Genomic DNA, 24,928 nt, shown 5'->3' on the forward strand with positions numbered 1-24,928 from the left:
ATTTACCCACTACAAATATTATAGAGCCACAAAAATCCCACCTGAATTGGTGGGTTTTCTTATGCACTATTTTCCAAAAATCTCTTTGAGGTTTGCGTCTGTAATTCCAATCATGGCTGGGATGCTGTCCCAGTTTTCTTCGGTTAGGATGTAGGATTGTTCAGAGATACTTGATGTGGCAGTTTCAGAGACAGCTGGTTGCTTTTCTTCAACATTCTCCAATAAATCACTGAAGCGTTTAATCAGATAGGTTTTTCGGGCAGTTCCGATATGTTGGGTAGCATAATCAAAGGCCTGTAATTCGCCTAATAAGATAATCTTGCTTTTGGCGCGTGTAATGGCTGTATAGATGAGATTGCGCTCCAGCATACGCTTGCTAGCACTGGTGATAGGCAGGATAACAACAGGAAACTCACTTCCCTGGGACTTATGGATGCTCATGGCATAGGCCAAGCGGATCTTGTACCATTCGTTACGCGGGTAAGAGACTTCATTGCCATCAAAATCAATGACAATCTCGTCTTGTTTAGACTCGGTATATTTACCAGGAATCAGGTCTGTGATAGCTCCCAAATCTCCATTAAAGACATTAATTTCAGCATCGTTGACTAAATGAATGACCTTGTCGCCCTTACGATAATGGCACTGGGGAGCTTCAAAACTAAGTTGGTCTTTTTGTGGTGGGTTAAGGAGGTCTTGCATGAGCTGATTGATAGCATCAATCCCTGCAGTTCCTCGGTACATGGGAGCCAGAACTTGGATATCACGGGCAGGGATGCCACTTCTGAGGGCAGCGCCTAAGATCTTTTCAATGGTAGCAGGAATATGGCCACTAGCAATTTCAAAGTAGGAACGGTCTGCTTTTTTCTGGGTGAAATCAGCTGGCAAGATACCCTGTCGAATCTGACTAGCTAGGGTGACGATGGTTGATTCTTCGCTTTGCCGGTAAATTTTTTCCAAGCGAGTCTGAGGAATCAAGGGAATATGAAGCAGATCCGCTAGAACCTGTCCAGGACTGACAGAAGGCAACTGGTCGCTGTCGCCTACGATGAGGATTTTACTGTTAGAAGAGATGTTGGAGAAGAGTTGATTGGCCAGCCAAGTATCCACCATGGAAAATTCATCCACGATGATAAAGTCAGCATCCAGATAATCTTCCAGATGACTGGTATCATCGTCACCTGTCATTCCTAAATGACGGTGTATGGTCGCGCTAGGCAAGCCTGTCAATTCATTCATACGTCGAGCAGCTCGACCAGTTGGAGCAGCAAGAAGAATGGGCAAATTGCTTTTTTTCTTGAGGTCAAGTCCTTCTAAAAGGGCATAAACAGCGATGATCCCATTGATAACAGTTGTCTTACCAGTACCAGGTCCACCTGTCAGGATAAAGACCTTGTTCTGGATAGCATCACAGATGGCTTGTTTTTGAATTCTATCATAGTGGATTCCCAGATCTTCCTCTACAGTAGTGATATGTTTTTGAATGGTTTCTAAATCATGACTCTTCTGTTTTCCTTTTTCAAGGATACGAACCAAGTGACTGCGGATGCCTTCCTCAGCGAAAAAGAGGCTGTTGTCAAAAATTTTGGTATCAATCTGCTGAACCTTGTCTTCTTCAATCAGGTAGGAGAGCTCTTGGGCCACTTGGCTGGGGTCCAGTTCCACGGGGCGGGAAGATTCAAGGAGAGTAAGGGTTTGTTCTAGCAAATCCCGTGCTTCAACATAGGTGTCCCCTGTTTCCATACAGGCCTGAAAAAGACTATGTACTAGACCGGCACGAAAGCGTTCAGGAGCCTGACTTTCGATACCTAGTTCTTCCGCTAATTGGTCAGCAATGGTAAAGCCCAAGCCCTTGATATCCTCAACCAATTGGTAGGGATAATTTTCAACCACATTAAGGGTTTCTTCCTTGTAAAAGTCTTGAATTTGAAAGGCTAGTTTATTGGGAATACCGTAGTTGGCTAGTTTGGCCAAAACCATCTCCGTTCCGTAGTTGAGACGGAGAGTGGAGACGAAAGCCTCGCGATTTTTGGCAGATAGTCCTGCAATGCCTTCTAGCTTTTCTGGGTGTTGCAGAATTTCGTCAATGGTATTGTCGCCATAGGTATCCACGATTTTCTGAGCAGTCTTGAGACCAATCCCCTTGAAATGGCTACTTGAAAAGTACTTGACCAATCCCTTGCTAGTTGGTTTTGCGCGTTCATATCGGCTGATTTGCAGTTGCTCCCCATACTTGGAGTGCTGGACAATTTGCCCCCAAAATGTATAGTCTTCTCCCTCAATCACATCAGCCATAGTGCCCGTGACAATGATTTCAAAATCATTAAAATCCTCTGCGTCCGTATCTTCGATTTCTAGGAGGAGGATGCGATAAAAATTGCTGGGATTTTCAAAAATAATCCGTTCAATGGTTCCTGAAAAATAAACTTCCATAAAATTCCTTTGCATGAATAGGTGAGAGTTAATACTCTTCGAAAATCAAATTCAAACCACGTCAGTTTCGCCTTGCCGTACTCAAGTACAGCCTGCGGCTAGCTTCCTAGTTTGCTCTTTGATTTTCATTGAGTATAACTTTGTTTCTATCCTAGTTAGACTGGGTAGAGAATAATCATCTTCTTACGATAGAAGAAGAGGCTGAGATTCTTGATTCTCGGCCTCTTAGGTCTCTTAAAATGTTCCGATACGGGTGATTGGCCAGAAGCGGAATTTAGCTTCCCCTGTGATATCTTTTGCTTTGAAGGTACCTACGTGGCGGCTGTCGCTAGAAACCAGGCGGTCATCTCCGAGGAGAAGGTATTCTCCTTCTGGAACAGTAAAGCTAAAGTTGGTGTTGTAGTTGACATCAACTGTGAAGGCTTGAGCTTTTTGAGCGATACTTCTAAAGAAAGTTCCTTTATTTCCTTCAAATCCCTTGCCTGAGTAGGTGCTTTGGAGTTTGTCATCCTTGAAACGTTTGATGTAGTCTGCTAGGTAAGGTTCGTTCGTCTCTTTATCATTGATGTAAAGTTTATCGTTTTCGTAACGGATGGTGTCGCCAGGCATTCCGATCACGCGCTTGACGATGTCCTTATTGCCATCTTCCTCATGGGCCACCACGATATCAAATCGGTCAATAGGGAGGTGTTTGACAACAAAGAGGATTTCGCCATCCGCTAGGGTAGGATCCATGGAATGCCCTTCTACGCGAACATTGCTCCAAAAAAAGATACGACTTAAAGCTAGTAATGACAGAATTAGGAGGAACAATCCCCACTCTTTTAAGAAATTTTTAAATGAATTCATAACTTACCTTTCTAAGCGTTTTTTCGCTTTTTCAGTATTTTTAAAGTGCAATTTGGCGCAGAAGTTGAGTCCCTGCATACCATAGGCTTGCAAAATCTGGCTAGCCACCTTATCAGAAGCCGTTCCAGCTCCACTTGGAAGTTGATAACCCAGTTCTCGTCCTAGATTTTCTAGATTTTCCAGAAAGAGATCACGCGCAATGACAGAAGAAACTGCGACAGCCAAGTATTTGCCCTCAGCCTTTTCTTCTAAGCTGATAGGATTGCTGAAACGATTGGCCTCTTGTGCCAAGTACTTGTCATAATTTTTAGCACTGGTAAAGGCATCAATCACAATTTTCTCAGGCTGAATGCCTTTTTGAAGAAGGAGATAGATAGCCTGGTTATGGAGGGCTACCTTAACAGAAACAGCGTTGTAGCGGTCTCCGATGACCTCGTTGTACTTGCTTGGTGAGAGAAGTAGTGCCTGGTGCTGGATTTTTTCTTTGAGGATAGGGGCAATCTGACGGATCTTTTGGTCTGTCAGAGTCTTAGAATCCCCCACACCTAGTTTTCGCAAGAAGGCATGCTGGTCAGGTGTGACAAAGGAAGCCACAACTGCAAGCCCACCAAAGTAGGAACCATTCCCTACCTCATCTGTCCCAATCAAAGGGAAATTTTGACCCCTGTTTTCCTCTAAAACCTGATAGCCAAAGAAACTAGCATATTTCTCGGCTCCTTCCCCCTGAAGCAAGACCTTTCCAGAAGTATAGATAGAAACGGTAGCTTGAGGTAGTCGTAAAAAGTAGCGAATATAGGGATTCTTGCTGGGAGCCAGACTAGTTTGATAGTGTTCAAGAAAAGCCTGAATCTCCTTTTCGCTTGGTGTGAGTGTTATACTTGCCATAGTTTCTATTGTACCATAAAAGCCGGCAAATTTGTAAAAACTGACAAAGTTAGCGAATTTTGGTATAATATCGTGAGGTGAATTTTATGGCTAATCTAAATCGATTCAAATTTACATTCGGGAAAAAATCATTAACCTTGACAAGCGAACATGATAATCTCTTTATGGAGGAAATCGCTAAGGTTGCGACAGAAAAATACCAAGCAATTAAAGAACAAATGCCTAGCGCAGATGATGAAACAATCGCTCTTTTGTTGGCAGTCAACTGTTTATCAACTCAGCTCAGCCGTGAGATTGAATTTGACGATAAGGAGCAAGAGTTAGAAGAACTCCGTCACAAGCTCGTGACCTGCAAGCAAGAACAGAGCAAGATTGAGGATTCCTTATGATTTCACTCCTTCTTCTATTGGTCTTGGCTTGGGGATTTTATATTGGCTATCGGAGAGGCCTGCTCTTGCAGGTGTATTACCTGATTTCAGCCATGGCATCGGCTTTTATGGCTGGCCAGTTTTACAAGGGGCTTGGAGAGCAGTTCCATTTATTGCTCCCTTATGCAAATCCTCAGGAAGGTCAGGGAACCTTCTTTTTCCCATCGGATCAACTCTTTCAGCTGGATAAGGTCTTTTACGCAGGGATTGGCTACTTGCTTGTATTTGGGATTGTCTATAGCATCGGTCGTTTGCTTGGTCTCCTCTTGCACTTGATTCCTAGTAAAAAACTGGGTGGCAAGTTGTTCCAAGTTTCAGCAGGAATCTTGTCCATGTTGGTGACCTTATTTGTCTTGCAGATGGCCTTGACAATCTTGGCGACCATCCCCATGGCAGCTATACAAAATCCTCTTGAAAAGAGTATCGTCGCAAAACACATCATCCAGAGCATACCGGTAACAACCAGTTGGCTCAAACAAATCTGGGTGACAAATTTAATCGGATAAAAAGGGCAGGAATTTTCCTAGCCCTTTGTTTACAGATTTGACTGAATGTAAAAAGCTGCCACACCTAGACATTCAAAGACAAGGAAATAAAGATGAACAAGAAAATATTAGAAACATTAGAGTTCAATAAGGTCAAGGCCTTGTTTGAACCTCATTTGTTGACCGAGCAGGGCTTGGAGCAATTGAGACAGCTGGCTCCGACTGCCAAAGCAGATAAAATCAAACAGGCTTTTGCTGAGATGAAGGAAATGCAGGCTCTTTTTGTTGAGCAACCGCATTTTACCATTCTTGCAACCAAGGAAATTGCAGGAGTCTGCAAGCGGTTGGAGATGGGAGCAGACCTCAATATTGAGGAGTTCCTACTCTTGAAGCGCGTGCTTCTGTCTAGCCGAGAGCTGCAAAGTTTTTATGCTAATCTGGAAAATGTCAACTTGGAAGAATTAGCCCTTTGGTTTGAGAAATTACATGATTTTCCGCAATTACAAGGAAATCTCCAAGCCTTTAATGATGCAGGTTTCATTGAAAATTTTGCCAGTGAAGAATTGGCGTGCATCCGCAGAAAAATCCATGATAGTGAGAGTCAGGTACGCGATGTTTTACAGGATCTGCTCAAGCAAAAAGCGCAGATGTTGACGGAAGGGATTGTTGCCAGCAGAAATGGCCGTCAGGTTTTACCAGTTAAAAACACCTACCGCAATAAGATTGCAGGTGTCGTTCATGATATTTCTGCCAGCGGAAACACCGTCTATATCGAACCCCGTGAGGTGGTCAAACTGAGCGAAGAAATTGCCAGTTTACGAGCAGATGAGCGCTATGAAATGCTTCGCATTCTCCAAGAAATTTCTGAACGTGTCCGCCCTCATGCGGCTGAAATTGCCAATGATGCTTGGATTATCGGCCATCTGGACTTGATTCGTGCCAAGGTTCGCTTTATTCAAGAAAGGCAAGCAGTCGTTCCTCAGCTGTCAGAAAATCAGGAAATTCAACTGCTCCATGTATGCCATCCTCTGGTCAAAAATGCCGTTGCAAATGATGTCCATTTTGGTCAAGATTTAACAGCGATTGTCATTACAGGTCCCAATACAGGTGGGAAGACCATCATGCTTAAAACTCTGGGATTGACGCAGGTTATGGCTCAGTCTGGTTTGCCGATTTTAGCAGACAAGGGAAGTCGTGTTGGTATTTTTGAAGAAATCTTTGCCGATATTGGAGATGAGCAATCTATTGAACAGAGCTTGTCTACCTTTTCTAGCCATATGACCAATATTGTGGATATTCTTGGCAAGGTCAATCAACATTCGCTCTTGCTCTTGGATGAGTTGGGGGCTGGTACAGATCCCCAAGAGGGAGCTGCCCTTGCCATGGCTATTCTGGAAGACCTTCGCCTGCGTCAAGTCAAGACCATGGCTACGACTCATTATCCAGAACTCAAGGCCTATGGTATTGAGATAACCTTTGTGCAAAATGCCAGCATGGAGTTTGATACAGCAACTCTTCGCCCGACCTATCGCTTTATGCAGGGTGTTCCTGGTCGAAGCAATGCCTTTGAAATTGCCAAACGTTTAGGACTATCTGAAGTTATCGTAGGAGATGCTAGCCAGCAGGTCGATCAGGACAATGATGTCAACCGGATTATTGAGCAACTGGAAGAGCAGACGCTTGAAAGTCGTAAACGCTTGGACAATATCCGTGAGGTGGAGCAAGAAAATCTCAAGATGAACCGTGCTCTAAAAAAACTTTACAACGAGCTCAATCGTGAAAAGGAAACCGAGCTTAATAAGGCGCGTGAACAGGCTGCTGAGATTGTGGACATGGCCCTAAGCGAAAGTGACCAGATTCTTAAGAATCTTCATAGTAAATCTCAACTCAAGCCCCACGAAATTATTGAAGCCAAGGCCAAGTTGAAAAAATTGGCTCCTGAAAAAGTGGACTTGTCTAAAAACAAGGTCCTTCAAAAGGCCAAGAAAAAACGAGCTCCAAAGGTGGGAGATGATATCGTGGTTCTCAGTTATGGACAGCGTGGTACCTTGACCAATCAACTCAAGGACGGCCGCTGGGAAGCCCAAGTCGGCTTGATCAAGATGACCTTGGAAGAGAAAGAGTTTGACCTTGTTCAAGCCCAGCAAGAAAAGCAAGTCAAGAAGAAACAGGTCAATGTTGTGAAACGAACTTCTAGTCGTGGTCCACAAGCCAGACTGGACCTTCGAGGCAAACGCTATGAAGAGGCCATGAATGAGCTAGATGCTTTTATCGACCAAGCCTTGCTTAATAATATGGCTCAGGTTGATATCATCCATGGTATCGGAACAGGTGTCATCCGTGAAGGTGTTACCAAATACCTACAAAGAAATAAACATGTCAAGAGTTTCGGCTATGCCCCACAAAATGCTGGAGGCAGTGGCGCAACTATTGTGACCTTTAAAGGATAAGAAATATTTCGGACTTTATACAGTAAAAATTGTTGAATTAAGTTTTACTAATAAACACATTGACAAAAGCCAACATTTTTTGTAAAATAAGAATCAATTAAATACCAACACCGAATGAAGTTTAATAGAAGTGGGGAATCGTTTGATTTTCCATGACTGTAAATGGACGGAACTCTGGAGAGACCGTAAAGGCACCGAAGGGGCAAGGCAGGCAACTGCTCAAACTCTCAGGTAAAAGGACAGAGCTAGGATAGACCGCTTTTTAGCATTTATCTAAGCATTCCAGAGTACATGTATCTTGCATGTGCTCTTTCTTTTGGGGTTGAAAAGATAGGAGAAGGAAATGTTAGAATTGCTTAAATCAATCGATGCTTTTGTTTGGGGCCCACCCCTCTTAATTTTATTGGTCGGAACAGGGATTTACCTAACTGCCCGTCTAGGACTCTTGCAGGTTTTGCGTTTGCCCAAGGCCTTCCAGCTTATTTTTACCAAGGATAAGGGGCATGGAGATGTATCCAGTTTTGCGGCCTTGTGTACAGCACTCGCAGCGACAGTTGGTACGGGAAATATTATCGGGGTGGCGACGGCTATCAAGGTTGGTGGACCAGGAGCTCTCTTTTGGATGTGGATGGCTGCTTTCTTTGGGATGGCTACCAAGTATGCGGAAGGATTACTAGCTATCAAATACCGCACTAAGGACGACCATGGTGCAGTAGCGGGAGGTCCCATGCACTATATTCTTCTAGGGATGGGAGAAAAGTGGCGACCACTTGCTATCTTTTTTGCCCTGGCAGGTGTGCTAGTAGCTTTATTGGGGATCGGAACCTTCACCCAGGTCAACTCGATTACAGAATCTATCCAAAATACAACGGCTATTTCACCAGCCATCACAGCTCTTGTGTTGTCTGTATTTGTAGCGATTGCTGTCTTTGGTGGACTCAAGTCCATCTCTAAGGTGTCAACTACTGTTGTTCCTTTTATGGCTATCATCTATATTTTAGGAACTCTTACAGTTATTTTCTTTAATATTGGGAAAATCCCTGCCACAATCGCTTTAATCTTGACATCAGCATTTAGTCCTGTTGCTGCGGTAGGTGGATTTGCCGGTGCTAGCATTCGAATGGCTATTCAAAATGGTGTAGCGCGTGGTGTGTTCTCGAACGAATCTGGTCTGGGTTCGGCTCCCATTGCAGCTGCTGCGGCCAAGACAAATGAACCGGTAGAGCAAGGCTTGATTTCCATGACAGGAACCTTTATTGACACCCTCATTATCTGTACTCTGACTGGTTTGACCATCTTGGTGACTGGTGTTTGGAGTGGTGATTTGAATGGAGTTGCTTTGACTCAGTCAGCCTTCTCAACAGTCTTTTCACACTTTGGACCTGCCCTCTTAACAATCTTCCTTGTACTCTTTGCCTTCACGACAATTCTAGGTTGGAACTATTACGGGGAACGTTGTTTTGAGTTTCTCTTTGGGGTTCGCTTTATCTGGCTCTACCGTGTGGTCTTTGTACTCATGGTCTTGTTGGGAGGATTTATCGAGTTGGATATGGTTTGGATTATCGCAGATATCGTTAACGCCTTGATGGCTCTACCAAACTTGATTGCCCTCTTAGTCTTGTCGCCGGTCGTTATTGCTGAAACTAAAAAGTATTTTGACAAATAATGAAATCACACAGCTCGTGTGATTTTTTTGCTTTCATAAAAAATTTCTATCAGTGTAATTTAAAATATATATTATACATGGTATAGAATCTGTGATAGACTAGGTTTCAACAAAATGAAAAGAGGTTTTATGATGACAACATTTACTATTCATACAGTCGAATCAGCTCCAGCAGAAGTGAAAGAAGTTCTTGAAACAGTAGAAAAAGATAACAATGGCTATATTCCTAACCTAATTGGTCTCTTGGCTAATGCACCGACTGCTTTAGAAGCCTACAGAACTGTCGGAGCTATCAACCGTCGCAACAGCTTGACGCCTGTTGAGCGTGAAGTGGTGCAGATCACGGCAGCTGTGACCAATGGTTGTGCCTTCTGTGTCGCAGGTCACACAGCCTTTTCAATCAAACAAATCCAGATGAATGATGATCTTCTGCAAGCCCTTCGCAATCGTACTCCAATTGAAACAGATCCTAAATTGGATACCCTAGCTAAGTTTACCTTGGCAGTTATCAATACCAAGGGTCGTGTAGGAGATGAAGCCTTGGCTGAGTTTTTAGAAGCTGGTTACACGCAACAAAATGCCTTGGATGTGGTTCTTGGTGTCAGCCTAGCAAGCCTCTGTAACTATGCCAACAACCTAGCCAATACACCAATTAACCCAGAATTGCAACCTTATGCTTAATTAATATCTGAGAAAAATGAAGTCTGAAATAATCGGACTTCGTTTTTTTAATCCCTCAATTAAGCGCTTTTATGCTATACTGAAACTAACATGATTATTGGAGGTTAGGATGAAAAAACTCCCCTTGGTATTTTCTGGTTGTTTGCTAGGTTTGGCAGGAGCTGGAAATCTTATTTTAGATACGTTGCCGGTTCTGTCACATCTTTTTAGTCTGACAGGTTTGATTTTGTGGATATTCTTTCTGCTTCTTCATCTCTTTAATTGGAAGGAAACTAAGCAGGAATTGACCAAGCCCCCACTTTTGTCAGGAATGGCCACCTTTCTTATGGCTGGGATGATTTTATCGACTTATGTCTTTCGAGTCTTCCCTCATTTTCCTTTGGTTGCTCAAGGGCTCTGGTGCTTTTCATTTCTCTTGGATGTGGCTCTGATTGCTGGCTTCACTATCAAATTTGCCTATCCGGGTCGGAGGGTTCATGCGACTCCTAGCTGGACGGTTCTCTATGTGGGGATAGCAGTAGCAGCCTTGACCTATCCTCTTGTAGGTATCATCGAAATTGCCTATGCGACCTTGAGTTTTGGATTTCTCTTGACATTCTATCTCTACCCGCTTATTTATAGCGATTTAAAGAAACATCCACTCCCACAAGCCATGCTTGGACAAGAAGGGATCTACTGTGCTCCTTTCTCCCTACTCTTGGCTTCCCTAGTTCGAGTTGGAGGAGCCAGTCTACCGACTTGGCTCTTGATTGTCATGATCTTAGCTTCCCAATCCTTCTTTTTCTTTGTTTTGACTCGCCTGCCCAATATTTTAAAACAAGGTTTTCAACCAGCCTTCTCAGCCCTCACCTTCCCAACCATTATCACAGCTACCTCGCTCAAGATGGCTCAGGGAATCTTGAAATTTCCATTTTTGGATTATTTGGTAGTGGCTGAAACTGTTATTTGCCTAATCATTTTGCTCTTTGTATTAGGTGCTTATTTGATTTGGTTACGAAAAAAGGTCTAGCTAGAAATAGCTAAACCTTATTTTTATGGTTTGATAACTTCAGCTCCACCCATGTATGGACGAAGTGCTTCTGGGATGGTCACAGAACCATCTGCATTTTGGTAGTTTTCAAGAATAGCAGCCACTGTACGTCCAACTGCAAGTCCAGAACCGTTCAAGGTATGGAGCAATTTCACCTTGCCGTCTGCTTCATCACGGTAACGGATTTGGGCACGACGGGCTTGGAAATCTTCTGTATTTGAACAACTTGAGATTTCACGGTAAGTATTTTGCGCTGGAATCCAAACTTCCAAGTCGTAAGTCTTAGCAGCTGAGAAGCCCATATCTCCAGTAGAGAGAGCAACGACACGGTATGGAAGGTTGAGTTTTTGAAGGATATTTTCAGCGTTGGCTGTCATTTTTTCCAATTCTTCGTAAGATTCTTCTGGTTTGGCAAATTTAACCATTTCAACCTTGTGGAATTGGTGCAAACGAATCAAGCCACGAGTATCACGACCAGCAGAACCAGCCTCAGAACGGAATGATGGGCTCATAGCAGTGAAGTAGATTGGCAGGTCTTTACCGTCAAGGATTTCATCACGGTAGTAGTTTGTTAGAGGAACTTCAGCTGTAGGAATAAGGACATAATTGCTGTCGCTGAGTTCAAAAGTATCTTCCTTGAATTTTGGATATTGACCAGTCCCAAACATAGAATCATGGTTAACCATGTAAGGCGTGATGACTTCCGTATAGCCTTCTTTTCCATGTTCATCCAACATAAAGTTGTAGATGGCACGTTCCAAACGAGCACCGAGTCCTTTATAGAAGAGGAAGCGAGCTCCTGTTACCTTACCGCCACGTTCCCAATCAAGGATACCAAGGTCTTCGCCAAGATCCCAGTGAGCTTTTGGCTCGAAATCGAACTCGCGTGGAGTACCCCAACGGCGAACCTCCACATTGTCGTCTTCGTCAGCCCCAACAGGAACGCTATCAGCTGGAATATTTGGAAGAGTAGTGGTAAATTCTGTCAATTTAGCATCGATTTCTGCCAATTCAGCATCCAAGGCTTTGACCTCAGCAGATAGAGTTTGCATGGCAGCAATCTTGTCATCTGCATTTTCCTTGTTGCGCTTAGCTTGGGCAATCTCAGCAGAAACTGTGTTACGTTCTGCTTTTAAAGTTTCAACCTTGACCAAGATGTCACGACGTTTAGCATCGATTTCTTTCATTTCATTTAAGACAGCAGCATCTACACCACGTGTAGCCAATTTTTCTGCGACAGCATCAAAGTCTGTACGAATACGTTTGATATCTAACATAAGAACTCCTTTGTGAAAAAAGCACACCTGACAAAGCGTTGGAGTGGCAGGGCCACGGTTCCATCCAACTTCACAGGTGTGCACTTGATTGTGTATGTAATTGTTACTAACGGTAGAATTTCACCTATCCCTCCTATCTGCTCGCAGCATCCGCAGACTTTCTGAAAGAAGAAGATAACCTACTTATCCGTTGCTATGATTATACTAAAGTTTCTACTTTTTTGCAAATAGATTTTTAAATTTTTGGCTAATTGTCTGAATCAGGGTAGGAAGTTTGACGACCTTGTCATTGCCTAGTTTTTCGCGAGCAATTTTAAGAATGGCACCTGAGTCTTTTGAAGCAAAGAGGAATTTTCCTCTGTCTGTAAAGACTTCGAAGTGGCGACTGATTTTGCGACCAGTAACATTGGCTCCAATTTGGTTGATATGGCTCCAAGGAATTTGGATAAATTGTTCGACGTTGACATCTGGGTAAAATTCAAGAGCCTGATCCCCAATAAGAAATTTCCCAACTTTCCCAGCTATAGAGAGGTAGGAGGTGCCTGTCGTATTGAGGAGCACTGTTTTGTTAAGTGATTGAGCCATGCTTAGTCTTCCTTACTTTCACCGAAAAAGGCATTGTAGAGGGCTTTGATTGCTGCTTTCTCTTGGTCTTTATTGACAACAAACATGATAGAAACTTCACTAGAACCTTGAGACATCATCTGGATGTTGATCTTGTTTTCAGATAGAGCGCGTGTTGCAGTAGCAGTTACTCCGATATGACTCTTCATCTTTTCACCAACAATCATAATGATTGAAAGGTCGTGTTCGATTTCTGCATGATCTACTTCAGCCTTTTGAACCAACTGACGAAGGATTTCTTCTTCCTTGATAGGAGTTAGTTCACGAGAACGGAGGATGATTGAAAGATCGTCGATACCTGTTGGCATATGTTCCCAACCGATGTTAAGATCTTCAAGGATTTGAAGAACCTTGCGACCAAATCCCACCTCACGGTTCATGAGGTATTTCGACATATTAATGCTGACAAAGCCTGAGTCACCAGCAATTCCTACTACTGGAAATTCATCACTACTGTGTTTTAGAACGATACGAGTACCTGGGTGGTCAGGATTGTTGGTATTCTTGATAACCAGAGGAATTTTTCCACGGTAGGCAGGTAGAAGGGCTTCGTCATGAAGGACTGAGAAGCCTGCATAGGCCAACTCACGCATTTCACGGTAGGTCAACTCAGGGATTGAGTGTGGTTGGTGAATAATACCAGGGTGGGCTGCAAAGATACCATCAACGTCTGTAAAGTTTTCATAGAGGTCTGCCTTAACACCGGCAGCAATGATAGAACCTGTAATGTCTGATCCTCCACGTGAGAAGGTACAGATTTGATTTTCCTTGGTAACTCCAAAGAAACCAGGAATGACAAGAACTTCATTTGTATTTGTCAATTCCTCAATCTTGTCATAACTTGATGGAATGATGCGAGCGTGACCAGGTTCACTTGTGACCACAATACCAGCTTCTCTAGGGTGCACATAGCGTGCATCGATACCATTTTGATTAAAGTAGGCAGCAATCAATTTAGCATTGTTATTTTCACCCGCTGCTAGGAAAGTATCGTAGAGAAATTCGTTTTCTTCGATAGGAAGAGTTGCCAAGGCCCGAATACTTTTTGAAATTTTTTCTAGCACAGCTGGTTTAAGACTTAGTTCACTAACCATAGCGGCATAGCGGTCGATAATCCAGTTTTGGCTCTTGCTAATATCGTTACCAGCAACATAGTCGCGGTAGTATTTAATCAAGGCATCTGTAACCTTAGTATCTTCAGCATTGCGTTTACCAGGGGCAGAAACGACTACAAAACGACGCTCTGAATCGCTTTTTACGATGTTTAAAACTTTTTCTAATTGACTAGCAGAGGCAAGAGAGCTACCTCCAAATTTAACAACCTTCATAAGAACTCCTAAAGTAAGTATTTTATACGATTATAGCAGAAAGAATGGCTTTTTTCAATGAAGAAAATAAGATGCTTTCTAGGATAAAGCGATTCTTTATAATCGGCTGAGACACTTTCAGTCGATTTTTTCTTGCTTTCTGTTCCTAAAAAAGATATACTTTGAAAATAAAATAATTTAAACTACTTATAAAATAAAAAGGAGCCCTGATGGAACACATTATTTATCAGCTTGAAGAGGACTTGGCAATCCTTACCTTGAATCGTCCTGAGGTAGCGAATGGTTTTCATATCCCTATGTGTGAGGAGATTTTAGAAGCTCTGATTTTGGCAGAAGAGGATCCGGCTGTGCATTTTGTCTTAATCAACGCGAATGGCAAAGTCTTCTCTGTTGGGGGAGATTTGGTTGAGATGAAGCGAGCAGTCGATGAGGATGATATTCCATCATTGACGAAAATCGCAGAATTGGTCAATACTATTTCTTATAAAATCAAGCAAATTGCTAAACCTGTCTTGATGGAGGTTGATGGGGCTGTTGCAGGTGCCGCAGCGAATATGGCTGTTGCCGCAGATTTCTGTCTGGCAACGGATAAGGCTAAATTTATCCAAGCTTTTGTTGGAGTTGGCTTGGCTCCGGATGCAGGAGGAATTCATCTCTTGAGTCGAAGTATTGGTGTGACGCGTGCTGCTCAATTAGCTATGACAGGTGAGGCTTTGAACGCAGAAAAAGCTCTAGAATGGGGACTAGTTTACCGCGTCTGTGAAGCTGATAAACTTGAAAAGACGAGAGAACAGATTCTTAAAAAATTAAGACGTGGCTCAAACAATTCTTATGCTGCCATCAAGAAGTTGGTGTGGGAGAGCCAATTTAAAGATTGGCAAGATTATGCTACTTTAGAACTGAATCTTCAAGAATCTCTAGCCAAAACAGAGGATTTCAAAGAAGGAGTTCGGGCTCATTCGGAAAGAAGAAGACCTAAATTTACAGGAAAATAAAAAAATACTTGCACCATTCTTTGAACTTTGATATAATTCTTTTGTCAAATGTTTTGATTCTAAAAGTTTTTTTGAAAAGGAGGGAAGGAAAGATTGGACTACCAACGAATTAATGAATATTTAACGTCTATATTTAACAATGTCCTCGTTATTGAGGAAGTTAGCTTGAGGGGTAGTCGTTTCAAGGATATCTCCATCAAAGAAATGCATACGATTGATGTGATTGGAAAAGTTCCAGATGTGACACCAAGTCAAGTGTCGAAAGAGTTGATGGTGACTCTTGGGACAGTTACGACTAGTTTGAATAATCTCGAACGTAAGGGTTATATTGAACGCATTCGTTCAGAACATGATCGACGTGTGGTACATCTGCATTTGACAAAGAAAGGTCGCTTGGTTCATAGGCTACATAAACGCTTCCACAAGGCTATGGTTGAAAAAATCATTGATGGTATGAGTAAGCAAGAGATGGAGGTTATGAGCAAAGGTTTGACTAATCTTTATCAATTTTTGGAGGATTTGAGATAATGGCTTTTGCAAAAATAAGCCAGGTTGCTCATTATGTGCCAGAGCAAGTGGTTACAAATCATGATTTGGCTCAGATTATGGATACTAATGATGAGTGGATTTCAAGTCGGACGGGAATACGACAAAGGCATATTTCAAGAACAGAATCTACTAGTGATTTGGCTACAGAAGTTGCCAAGAAACTGATGGCAAAAGCTGAAATCACAGGAGGGGAGTTGGATTTTATCATCCTAGCTACCATTACTCCAGATTCGATGATGCCCTCTACAGCTGCTCGTGTTCAAGCTAATATTGGTGCTAATAAGGCCTTTGCTTTTGACCTAACAGCAGCTTGCAGTGGATTTGTATTTGCTCTTTCAACTGCTGAAAAGTTTATCGCTTCTGGTCGCTTTCAAAAAGGCTTGGTGATTGGTAGTGAAACCCTCTCTAAAGCAGTCGATTGGTCAGACCGATCAACAGCTGTTTTGTTTGGAGATGGTGCTGGTGGTGTCTTGCTAGAAGCTAGCGAGAAAGAGCATTTTTTGGCTGAGAGTCTCAATAGTGATGGGAGTCGTAGCGAGTGTCTAACTTATGGACATTCAGGCTTGCATTCTCCGTTTTCAGATCAAGAAAATGCAGATTCATTTTTGAAGATGGATGGGCGCGCGGTCTTTGATTTTGCTATTCGGGATGTAGCCAAGTCTATCAAGCAGACTATTGATGAATCTCCTATAGAGGCGACAAACTTGGATTATCTGCTACTTCATCAGGCTAATGACCGTATTTTGGATAAAATGGCTAGAAAAATCGGTGTTAACCGAGATAAACTTCCAGCCAATATGATGGAATATGGCAACACCAGTGCAGCCAGTATCCCGATTTTACTTTCAGAGTGTGTAGAACAAGGCCTTATCCGTTTAGATGGAAGCCAGACTGTTCTTTTATCAGGCTTCGGTGGAGGCTTGACCTGGGGCACGCTCATTCTTACAATTTAGGTAATCATGTGGTGAACACATTGTTATAAAAAAACTATTTATTTTAAAGGAGTCCTATCATGGCAGTATTTGAAAAAGTACAAGAAATTATCGTTGAAGAACTTGGAAAAGACGCATCAGAAGTAACACTTGAATCAACTTTTGATGATTTGGACGCAGATTCATTGGACTTGTTCCAAGTAATCTCAGAAATCGAAGATGCTTTTGATATCCAAATCGAAGCAGAAGATGACTTGAAAACAGTTGGTGACTTGGTTGCCTATGTTGAAGAGCAAACAAAATAAACAGAATATAAATAGAAGGAGTAGGGAAACCCGCTCCCTCTTGTTTAGGCAATAGTTTGATTGTCAAATTATGACGGTATCGAACTATTACGTAAGCAAGAAACGATGGAGGCACTATGAAAACGCGTATTACAGAATTATTGAACATTGATTATCCTATTTTTCAAGGAGGAATGGCCTGGGTTGCTGATGGTGATTTGGCAGGAGCTGTTTCCAAGGCTGGAGGACTAGGGATTATCGGTGGGGGGAATGCCCCTAAAGAAGTTGTCAAGGCAAATATTGATAAAATCAAATCATTGACTGATAAACCCTTTGGTGTCAACATCATGCTCTTGTCTCCCTTTGTGGAAGATATTGTAGACCTCGTTATCGAGGAAGGGGTTAAGGTAGTTACAACAGGCGCAGGAAATCCAAGCAAATACATGGAACGTTTCCATGAAGCTGGTATTACGGTTATTCCTGTTGTGCCAAGTGTTGCCCTAGCGAAACGCATGGAAAAAATCGGTGCGGATGCTGTTATTGCAGAAGGAATGGAGGCCGGGGGGCATATCGGTAAATTAACAACCATGACCTTGGTTCGCCAGGTTGCTGCTGCTGTATCTATTCCAGTTATTGCTGCAGGAGGGATTGCGGATGGTGAAGGTGTTGCAGCTGGCTTTATGCTAGGTGCAGAGGCTGTTCAGGTTGGAACTCGTTTTGTCGTTGCAAAAGAGTCTAATGCCCATCCAAATTATAAGGCGAAAATTTTAAAAGCTAGAGATATTGATACTACGATTTCAGCTCAACACTTTGGACATGCTGTTCGTGCGATTAAAAATCAGTTGACTCGTGATTTTGAACAAGCTGAAAAAGATGCTTTTAAACAAGAAAATCCAGATTTGGAAATTTTTGAACAAATGGGAGCAGGTGCTCTAGCCAAAGCGGTTGTTCACGGAGATGTGGATGGTGGATCTGTTATGGCAGGTCAAATTGCAGGCCTTGTTTCCAAAGAAGAAACCGTTGAAGAAATCCTAAAAGATTTGTATTACGGAGCAGCTAAGAAAATTCAAGAAGAAGCCTCTCGTTGGGCAGGAGTTGTAAGAAATGACTAAAACAGCCTTTTTATTTGCTGGTCAAGGTGCCCAGTATCTAGGTATGGGACGGGATCTCTATGATCAGTATCCGATTGTCAAAGAAACGATTGATCAAGCGAGTCAGGTACTCGGTTATGATTTGCGTCATCTTATCGATAGGGAAGAAGAAAAACTCAATCAGACCCGCTATACGCAACCAGCTATTTTAGCAACTTCAGTTGCTATCTATCGTTTATTGCAAGAAAAGGGCTATCAGCCTGATATGGTTGCTGGTTTGTCTCTTGGAGAATACTCTGCCTTGGTGGCCAGCGGTGTCTTGGATTTTGAAGATGCGGTTGCTTTGGTAGCCAAGCGTGGCGCCTATATGGAAGAAGCGGCTCCTGCTGGCTCTGGCAAGATGGTGGCAGTTCTCAATACACCAGTAGAGGTTATTGAGGAAGCCTGTCAAAAAGCTTCTGAACTTGGCGTAGTTACCCCAGCCAACTATAATACACCTGCACAAATCGTGATTGGTGGAGAAGTGGTTGCAGTTGACCGAGCTGTTGAACTCTTGCAAGAAGCAGGTGCCAAACGCTTGATTCCTCTCAAGGTTTCAGGACCTTTTCATACCGCTCTCCTTGAGCCTGCTAGCCAGAAACTGGCTGAAACACTAGCTCAGGTAAACTTTTCAGATTTCACTTGTCCCCTAGTCGGCAATACAGAAGCTGCAGTTATGCAAAAAGAAGACATTGCTCAACTCTTGACGCGTCAGGTTAAGGAGCCAGTTCGTTTCTATGAAAGTATTGCAGTTATGCAAGAAGCAGGTGTAACCAACTTTATCGAGATTGGACCGGGGAAAGTCTTGTCAGGCTTTGTCAAAAAAATTGATAAGACAGCTAAACTAGCCAATGTTGAAGATCAGGCTAGTTTGGAAACTTTGCTAGAAAACAAGTAATCCCTTCTCCCATAAATACAAGAGAAAACAGGAGAAAAGAATGCAACTAAAAAATAAAAATATCTTTATTACAGGTTCGAGTCGTGGAATTGGTCTTGCCATCGCCCACAAGTTTGCTCAGGCAGGAGCCAATATTGTTTTAAACAGTCGTGGGGCAATCTCAGAAGAATTGCTCGCTGAGTTTTCAAACTATGGTGTCAAGGTGGTTCCTATATCAGGAGACGTGTCAGATTTTGCAGATGCTAAACGTATGGTTGAACAAGCTATTGTAGAGCTGGGTTCAGTAGATGTTTTGGTTAACAATGCAGGAATTACTCAAGATACCCTGATGCTCAAGATGACAGAAGCGGATTTTGAAAAAGTTCTCAAGGTGAACCTGACTGGTACCTTTAACATGACACAATCAGTCTTGAAACCGATGATGAAAGCCAGAGAAGGTGCTATCATCAATATGTCTAGTGTTGTTGGTTTGATGGGAAATATCGGTCAAGCTAACTATGCTGCTTCTAAGGCTGGTTTGATTGGTTTTACCAAGTCTGTGGCGCGTGAAGTAGCCAATCGCAATATCAGGGTTAATGCTATTGCACCTGGAATGATTGAGTCCGATATGACAGCTGTCCTATCAGACAAGGTAAAAGATGCTATGCTGGCACAAATTCCTATGAAAGAATTTGGGCAGGCAGAGCAGGTTGCAGATTTAACAGTATTTTTAGCAGGCCAAGATTATCTAACTGGTCAAGTGGTTGCCATTGATGGTGGCTTAAGTATGTAGCAGAAGCTAGAGGTGAAAAAGATGAAACTAAATCGCGTAGTAGTAACAGGTTATGGAGTAACATCTCCAATTGGAAATACACCAGAAGAATTTTGGAACAGTTTGACAACTGGAAAAATCGGAATTGGTCAAATTACGAAATTTGATCATAGTGACTTTGATGTGCATAATGCGGCAGAAATCCAAGATTTTCCTTTTGATAAATACTTTGTTAAGAAAGATACCAATCGTTTTGATAACTACTCTTTGTATGCCTTGTACGCAGCCCAAGAAGCTGTCAATCACGCTAATCTCGATGTAGAGACTCTTGATAAAGATCGTTTTGGTGTTATCGTGGCCTCTGGTATTGGTGGAATCAAAGAAATTGAAGATCAAGTGCTCCGCCTAAATGACAAAGGACCAAAACGTGTGAAACCATTGACCCTTCCAAAAGCCTTGCCAAATATGGCTTCAGGAAATGTTGCTATGCGTTTTGGAGCAAACGGTGTTTGTAAATCTATCAATACTGCCTGCGCTTCATCAAATGATGCGATTGGGGATGCCTTCCGCTCAATTAAGTTTGGTTTCCAAGATGTTATGTTGGTAGGTGGTTCAGAAGCCTCTATCACACCTTTTGCTATTGCTGGTTTCCAAGCCCTAACTGCTCTCTCAACTACAGAGGACCCAACTCGTGCTTCCATTCCATTTGATAAGGACCGTAATGGTTTTGTCATGGGTGAAGGTTCTGGGATGTTGGTTCTTGAAAGCCTTGAACACGCTGAAAAACGTGGGGCTACTATCCTTGCTGAAGTGGTTGGTTACGGAAATACTTGTGATGCCTACCACATGACTTCACCACATCCAGAAGGTCAGGGAGCTATCAAGGCCATCAAACTAGCCTTGGAAGAAGCTGAGATTTCTCCAGAGCAAGTAGCCTATGTCAATGCTCACGGAACCTCAACTCCTGCTAATGAAAAAGGAGAAAGTGGTGCGATCGTAGCTGTTCTTGGTAAGGAAGTACCTGTATCATCAACCAAGTCTTTCACAGGACATTTGCTAGGTGCTGCAGGTGCGGTAGAAGCTATCGTAACCATCGAAGCTATGCGTCATAACTTTGTACCAATGACAGCTGGGACAAGCGAAGTATCAGACTATATCGAAGCCAATGTCGTTTATGGACAAGGCTTGGAGCAAGAAATTCCATACGCTATTTCAAATACTTTTGGTTTTGGTGGCCACAATGCAGTTCTTGCTTTCAAACGTTGGGAGAATAAATAACTATGAATTTAAACGATATTAAAGACTTGATGGCCCAATTTGACCAGTCAAGTTTGAGAGAATTTTCTTATAAAAATGGGACGGATGAGTTGCAGTTTAGCAAGAATGAAGCGAGACTGGTGTCTGAAGTTGCAGCTCAAGTCGCTTCAGCGCCCGTTCTAGCAACACCAAGTCCAGTAGCTCCTACATCTGCTCCAGTAGAAACTGTAATAGAAGAAACTTCGTCACCAGCAGAAGCAAGCGTAGCTGCTGAGGGAGATGTTGTAGAGAGTCCACTTGTTGGGGTGGCTTACTTGGCTGCTGGTCCTGATAAACCTGCCTTCGTCACAGTTGGTGATAGTGTCAAAAAAGGTCAAACATTGGTGATCATCGAAGCTATGAAAGTCATGAATGAAATTCCAGCTCCTAAGGATGGTGTGGTAACGGAAATTCTCGTTTCTAACGAAGAAATGGTTGAGTTTGGTAAAGGATTGGTACGTATCAAATGATCGATATTCAAGGAATCAAAGAAGCCCTTCCCCACCGTTATCCTATGCTCCTAGTAGACCGTGTGTTGGAAGTGAGCGAGGACACCATTGTTGCCATCAAAAATGTGACTATCAATGAGCCCTTCTTTAACGGTCATTTTCCTCAATACCCTGTCATGCCAGGTGTTCTGATTATGGAAGCCTTGGCGCAAACAGCTGGTGTCTTGGAGTTATCAAAACCTGAAAATAAAGGGAAACTAGTCTTTTACGCTGGTATGGACAAGGTCAAGTTTAAGAAGCAAGTTGTACCAGGTGACCAATTAGTTATGACGGCAACGTTTGTAAAACGTCGTGGCACCATTGCCGTGGTTGAAGCAAAGGCTGAAGTGGATGGCAAGCTTGCAGCTAGTGGTACTCTTACCTTTGCAATTGGGAACTAAGGAGGTTCTCCATGTTTCGAAAAATTTTAATTGCCAATCGTGGTGAAATTGCGGTTCGTATTATCCGTGCGGCGCGTGAGTTGGGAATCGCAACGGTGGCGGTTTATTCAACTGCTGATAAGGAAGCCCTTCATACGCTTTTGGCAGATGAAGCAGTTTGTATCGGCCCTGGCAAGGCAACAGAGTCTTATCTCAATATCAATGCGGTTCTATCAGCTGCAGTCTTGACTGAGGCAGAAGCCATTCACCCAGGTTTTGGATTTCTCAGTGAAAATTCCAAATTTGCAACCATGTGTGAAGAAGTTGGTATCAAGTTTATCGGTCCATCTGGTCATGTTATGGATATGATGGGGGATAAGATCAATGCGCGTGCTCAGATGATTAAAGCTGGTGTGCCTGTCATTCCAGGTTCGGATGGAGAAGTGCATAACTCTGAAGAAGCTTTGATTGTTGCTGAAAAAATTGGCTATCCTGTTATGCTCAAGGCTTCAGCAGGTGGAGGTGGTAAAGGGATTCGTAAGGTTGAAAAACCAGAAGACCTCGTTTCAGCCTTTGAAACTGCCTCTAGTGAGGCCAAGGCCAATTATGGCAATGGTGCTATGTACATAGAACGGGTTATCTATCCAGCACGTCACATCGAGGTTCAAATCCTAGGAGATGAACATGGGAATGTGATTCACTTGGGGGAACGGGATTGTTCTCTTCAACGGAATAATCAAAAGGTTTTGGAAGAAAGCCCTTCAATTGCAATCGGAAAAACGTTGCGTCATGAAATCGGTGCGGCTGCTGTTCGAGCTGCAGAGTCTGTTGGCTATGAGAATGCAGGGACCATTGAGTTTCTGCTTGATGAAGCAAGTGGCAATTTCTATTTCATGGAAATGAATACACGTGTTCAGGTAGAGCATCCAGTAACAGAGTTTGTTTCAGGTGTGGATATCGTTAAGGAACAGATTCGCATTGCGGCAGGTCAGCCCCTGTCTGTTAAGCAAGAAGATATTGTCCTACGCGGTCATGCCATCGAGTGTCGTATCAATGCAGAAAATCCAGCCTTTAACTTTGCTCCAAGTCCAGGTAAGATTACTAATCTCCATCTGCCAAGTGGTGGAGTTGGCTTGCGCGTGGATTCAGCAGTTTATCCAGGATATACCATTCCACCTTATTATGATAGTATGATTGCCAAAATCATCGTACACGGCGAAAATCGTTTTGACGCCTTGATGAAAATGCAACGTGCCCTCTATGAATTAGAGATAGAAGGGGTGCAGACCAATGCAGATTTCCAGCTTGACCTCATTTCAGATCGCAATGTCATTGCTGGAGATTACGATACTTCCTTCTTGATGGAAACCTTCTTACCTAAATATCAAGAAAAAGAATAAAATGACTTCAAGAGTTTAAACCGAAAAGGGGAATCAATGGCTCTATTTAGTAAAAAAGATAAGTATATTCGAATCAATCCCAATCGTTTGGTTAGGGAAAAACCTCAAGCTAAGCCAGAGGTTCCAGATGAATTATTCTCCCAGTGTCCAGGCTGTAAGCATACCATCTATCAGAAGGATCTGGGAAGTGAGCGTATCTGTCCACATTGTAGCTATACCTTTCGTATTTCTGCCCAAGAACGCTTGGCTTTGACGATTGATATGGGAACCTTCAAGGAATTGTTTACAGGGATTGAGAGCAAGGATCCCTTGCATTTCCCTGGTTATCAAAAGAAACTAGCAACTATGCGTGAAAAAACAGGTCTGGATGAAGCCGTTGTGACAGGAACAGCTCTTATAAAAGGTCAGACTGTGGCTCTTGGGATTATGGATTCCAACTTTATCATGGCTTCTATGGGTACGGTTGTAGGGGAAAAAATCACTCGTTTGTTTGAGTATGCGACGGTTGAACAATTACCAGTTGTTCTCTTCACAGCCTCTGGTGGGGCCCGTATGCAGGAAGGAATCATGAGTCTCATGCAGATGGCCAAGATCTCTGCAGCAGTTAAACGGCATTCAAATGCTGGTCTCTTTTATCTGACCATTTTGACAGATCCAACGACAGGTGGTGTGACAGCTTCTTTCGCTATGGAAGGCGATATCATTCTGGCTGAACCACAGAGTTTGGTCGGTTTTGCTGGGCGCCGTGTCATTGAAAATACGGTTCGTGAAAGCTTGCCTGAGGATTTCCAAAAGGCAGAATTCCTATTGGAACATGGCTTTGTGGATGCTATTGTCAAAAGAAGAGACTTGCCAGATACGATTGCTAGCCTAGTCAGATTGCATGGAGGTGGTCCTAGATGAATATTGCAAAAATAGTCAGAGAAGCGCGTGAGCAGAGTCGCTTGACAACCTTGGACTTTGCGACAGGCATTTTTGATGAATTTATCCAATTACACGGTGACCGTTCTTTTCGTGATGATGGTGCAGTTGTTGGTGGTATTGGCTGGCTTGGGGAACAAGCTGTAACAGTAGTTGGTATCCAAAAAGGCAAGAGCTTGCAAGACAACCTCAAACGGAATTTTGGACAACCACATCCAGAAGGCTATCGCAAGGCCCTACGGTTGATGAAACAAGCTGAAAAATTTGGCCGTCCAGTTGTGACCTTTATCAATACTGCAGGTGCCTATCCTGGTGTGGGAGCGGAAGAACGTGGACAGGGAGAAGCTATTGCTCGCAATCTCATGGAAATGAGTGACCTGAAAGTTCCGATTATCGCCATCATTATAGGTGAAGGTGGTTCAGGTGGAGCTCTGGCTCTAGCAGTCGCAGACCGTGTTTGGATGCTGGAAAATTCTATCTATGCCATTCTCAGTCCAGAAGGTTTTGCTTCCATTTTATGGAAAGATGGCAGTCGTGCCATGGAAGCGGCAGAACTGATGAAAATCACTTCGCATGAACTGTTAGAAATGGACGTGGTGGACAAGGTGATTTCTGAAGCAGGACTTTCTAGTAAAGAACTGATTAAGAGTGTCAAAAAAGAACTCCAAACGGAACTAGCTTTACTGTCACAAAAAACGTTCGAGGAGTTGTTGGAAGAACGTTACCAACGATTTAGAAAATACTAAAAATGACTAAATGAGGCTAGAA

General features: G+C 42.9%; 25 protein-coding genes and 1 riboswitch. Of the genes, 19 read left to right on the plus strand and 6 right to left on the minus strand.

Going from position 1 to position 24,928, the window contains the following annotated elements; translation table 11 throughout:
- Positions 1–66 precede the first annotated feature (66 nt).
- The 3 genes from recD2 to rnhC form a co-directional block, all read right to left on the minus strand.
- Entirely contained in the window at positions 67–2,433 is a 2,367-nt protein-coding gene (gene recD2, locus ACLNCP_RS04580; protein ID WP_371613565.1) for an SF1B family DNA helicase RecD2, read from the minus strand.
- A gap of 234 nt (positions 2,434–2,667) precedes the next feature.
- Positions 2,668–3,282: a signal peptidase I gene (gene lepB, locus ACLNCP_RS04585; protein ID WP_229294510.1), complete on the minus strand. Its 615-nt coding sequence runs from the start codon at positions 3,280–3,282 to the stop codon at positions 2,668–2,670.
- A 3-nt stretch (positions 3,283–3,285) separates the two neighbouring features.
- Positions 3,286–4,167: a ribonuclease HIII gene (rnhC, locus tag ACLNCP_RS04590; protein WP_261105032.1), complete on the minus strand. Its 882-nt coding sequence runs from the start codon at positions 4,165–4,167 to the stop codon at positions 3,286–3,288.
- A gap of 86 nt (positions 4,168–4,253) precedes the next feature.
- Here rnhC and zapA point away from each other — a divergent pair, with 86 nt between their 5' ends.
- The 6 genes from zapA (at position 4,254) to ACLNCP_RS04620 (ending at position 10,886) form a co-directional block, all read left to right on the plus strand.
- A complete protein-coding gene (gene zapA / locus ACLNCP_RS04595; protein WP_000002019.1) occupies positions 4,254–4,556 on the plus strand; it encodes a cell division protein ZapA in 303 nt (100 codons plus the stop codon).
- Positions 4,553–5,101: a CvpA family protein gene (locus ACLNCP_RS04600; protein ID WP_000624509.1), complete on the plus strand. Its 549-nt coding sequence runs from the start codon at positions 4,553–4,555 to the stop codon at positions 5,099–5,101. Before zapA ends, ACLNCP_RS04600 begins: the two co-directional genes overlap by 4 nt.
- 92 nt (positions 5,102–5,193) lie before the next feature.
- Positions 5,194–7,530: an endonuclease MutS2 gene (locus ACLNCP_RS04605; RefSeq protein WP_049544780.1), complete on the plus strand. Its 2,337-nt coding sequence runs from the start codon at positions 5,194–5,196 to the stop codon at positions 7,528–7,530.
- Between the two features lie 164 nt (positions 7,531–7,694).
- A riboswitch (glycine riboswitch) is annotated at positions 7,695–7,783 on the plus strand.
- Positions 7,784–7,873: 90 nt separating this feature from the next.
- Positions 7,874–9,196 carry an alanine/glycine:cation symporter family protein gene (locus tag ACLNCP_RS04610; protein WP_049544781.1) on the plus strand — a complete coding sequence of 441 codons (1,323 nt, stop codon included), beginning with the start codon at positions 7,874–7,876 and terminating at the stop codon, positions 9,194–9,196.
- Between the two features lie 132 nt (positions 9,197–9,328).
- Positions 9,329–9,877, plus strand: coding sequence for a carboxymuconolactone decarboxylase family protein (locus ACLNCP_RS04615; protein WP_000206768.1), 549 nt, complete (start codon positions 9,329–9,331; stop codon positions 9,875–9,877).
- Positions 9,878–9,986: 109 nt separating this feature from the next.
- A complete protein-coding gene (locus ACLNCP_RS04620) occupies positions 9,987–10,886 on the plus strand; it encodes a TDT family transporter (protein ID WP_247953304.1) in 900 nt (299 codons plus the stop codon).
- Positions 10,887–10,909: 23 nt separating this feature from the next.
- Here ACLNCP_RS04620 and serS read toward each other — a convergent pair whose 3' ends face one another.
- The 3 genes from serS to ACLNCP_RS04635 all read right to left on the minus strand — a co-directional run bounded on the left by serS (position 10,910) and on the right by ACLNCP_RS04635 (position 14,136).
- Positions 10,910–12,184, minus strand: a complete 1,275-nt coding sequence (gene serS / locus ACLNCP_RS04625; protein WP_033686469.1) for a serine--tRNA ligase — start codon at positions 12,182–12,184, stop codon at positions 10,910–10,912.
- Between the two features lie 213 nt (positions 12,185–12,397).
- The gene (locus ACLNCP_RS04630) at positions 12,398–12,769 is read right to left on the minus strand and encodes a DUF956 family protein (protein ID WP_125393742.1); all 372 of its coding nucleotides are present in this window, start codon (positions 12,767–12,769) and stop codon (positions 12,398–12,400) included.
- A 2-nt stretch (positions 12,770–12,771) separates the two neighbouring features.
- Positions 12,772–14,136 carry an aspartate kinase gene (locus ACLNCP_RS04635; RefSeq protein WP_261053074.1) on the minus strand — a complete coding sequence of 455 codons (1,365 nt, stop codon included), beginning with the start codon at positions 14,134–14,136 and terminating at the stop codon, positions 12,772–12,774.
- Between the two features lie 209 nt (positions 14,137–14,345).
- Here ACLNCP_RS04635 and ACLNCP_RS04640 point away from each other — a divergent pair, with 209 nt between their 5' ends.
- The 13 genes from ACLNCP_RS04640 (at position 14,346) to ACLNCP_RS04700 (ending at position 24,906) form a co-directional block, all read left to right on the plus strand.
- Entirely contained in the window at positions 14,346–15,131 is a 786-nt protein-coding gene (locus ACLNCP_RS04640) for an enoyl-CoA hydratase (RefSeq protein ID WP_153199182.1), read from the plus strand.
- A gap of 93 nt (positions 15,132–15,224) precedes the next feature.
- The gene (gene fabT / locus ACLNCP_RS04645; protein WP_000386356.1) at positions 15,225–15,659 is read left to right on the plus strand and encodes a fatty acid biosynthesis transcriptional regulator FabT; all 435 of its coding nucleotides are present in this window, start codon (positions 15,225–15,227) and stop codon (positions 15,657–15,659) included.
- Complete coding sequence (locus ACLNCP_RS04650; RefSeq protein ID WP_049500270.1) at positions 15,659–16,633, plus strand: beta-ketoacyl-ACP synthase III; 975 nt, start codon at positions 15,659–15,661, stop codon at positions 16,631–16,633. The genes fabT and ACLNCP_RS04650 overlap by 1 nt, the downstream gene beginning before the upstream one ends.
- A gap of 59 nt (positions 16,634–16,692) precedes the next feature.
- Entirely contained in the window at positions 16,693–16,917 is a 225-nt protein-coding gene (locus ACLNCP_RS04655) for an acyl carrier protein (RefSeq protein ID WP_000257838.1), read from the plus strand.
- A 116-nt stretch (positions 16,918–17,033) separates the two neighbouring features.
- Entirely contained in the window at positions 17,034–18,008 is a 975-nt protein-coding gene (gene fabK / locus ACLNCP_RS04660; RefSeq protein WP_045612217.1) for an enoyl-[acyl-carrier-protein] reductase FabK, read from the plus strand.
- Complete coding sequence (fabD, locus tag ACLNCP_RS04665) at positions 18,001–18,924, plus strand: ACP S-malonyltransferase (protein ID WP_424844101.1); 924 nt, start codon at positions 18,001–18,003, stop codon at positions 18,922–18,924. Before fabK ends, fabD begins: the two co-directional genes overlap by 8 nt.
- 40 nt (positions 18,925–18,964) lie before the next feature.
- Positions 18,965–19,696: a 3-oxoacyl-[acyl-carrier-protein] reductase gene (gene fabG, locus ACLNCP_RS04670; protein ID WP_424844102.1), complete on the plus strand. Its 732-nt coding sequence runs from the start codon at positions 18,965–18,967 to the stop codon at positions 19,694–19,696.
- Between the two features lie 21 nt (positions 19,697–19,717).
- Complete coding sequence (fabF, locus tag ACLNCP_RS04675; RefSeq protein WP_000774075.1) at positions 19,718–20,953, plus strand: beta-ketoacyl-ACP synthase II; 1,236 nt, start codon at positions 19,718–19,720, stop codon at positions 20,951–20,953.
- 2 nt (positions 20,954–20,955) lie between these two features.
- Complete coding sequence (accB, locus tag ACLNCP_RS04680; protein WP_045612211.1) at positions 20,956–21,441, plus strand: acetyl-CoA carboxylase biotin carboxyl carrier protein; 486 nt, start codon at positions 20,956–20,958, stop codon at positions 21,439–21,441.
- Positions 21,438–21,860, plus strand: a complete 423-nt coding sequence (fabZ, locus tag ACLNCP_RS04685; protein ID WP_000565515.1) for a 3-hydroxyacyl-ACP dehydratase FabZ — start codon at positions 21,438–21,440, stop codon at positions 21,858–21,860. The genes accB and fabZ overlap by 4 nt, the downstream gene beginning before the upstream one ends.
- An 11-nt stretch (positions 21,861–21,871) precedes the next feature.
- Complete coding sequence (gene accC, locus ACLNCP_RS04690; protein ID WP_045612209.1) at positions 21,872–23,239, plus strand: acetyl-CoA carboxylase biotin carboxylase subunit; 1,368 nt, start codon at positions 21,872–21,874, stop codon at positions 23,237–23,239.
- A gap of 36 nt (positions 23,240–23,275) precedes the next feature.
- Positions 23,276–24,142 carry an acetyl-CoA carboxylase, carboxyltransferase subunit beta gene (gene accD / locus ACLNCP_RS04695; RefSeq protein WP_424844103.1) on the plus strand — a complete coding sequence of 289 codons (867 nt, stop codon included), beginning with the start codon at positions 23,276–23,278 and terminating at the stop codon, positions 24,140–24,142.
- Positions 24,139–24,906 (plus strand): acetyl-CoA carboxylase carboxyl transferase subunit alpha, encoded by a 768-nt coding sequence (locus tag ACLNCP_RS04700; protein ID WP_084886616.1) that lies wholly within the window; start codon positions 24,139–24,141, stop codon positions 24,904–24,906. Before accD ends, ACLNCP_RS04700 begins: the two co-directional genes overlap by 4 nt.
- The last annotated feature ends 22 nt before the right edge of the window (positions 24,907–24,928 follow it).

This window comes from Streptococcus sp. CL6.35, assembly GCF_049737915.1.
Taxonomy (GTDB): domain Bacteria; phylum Bacillota; class Bacilli; order Lactobacillales; family Streptococcaceae; genus Streptococcus.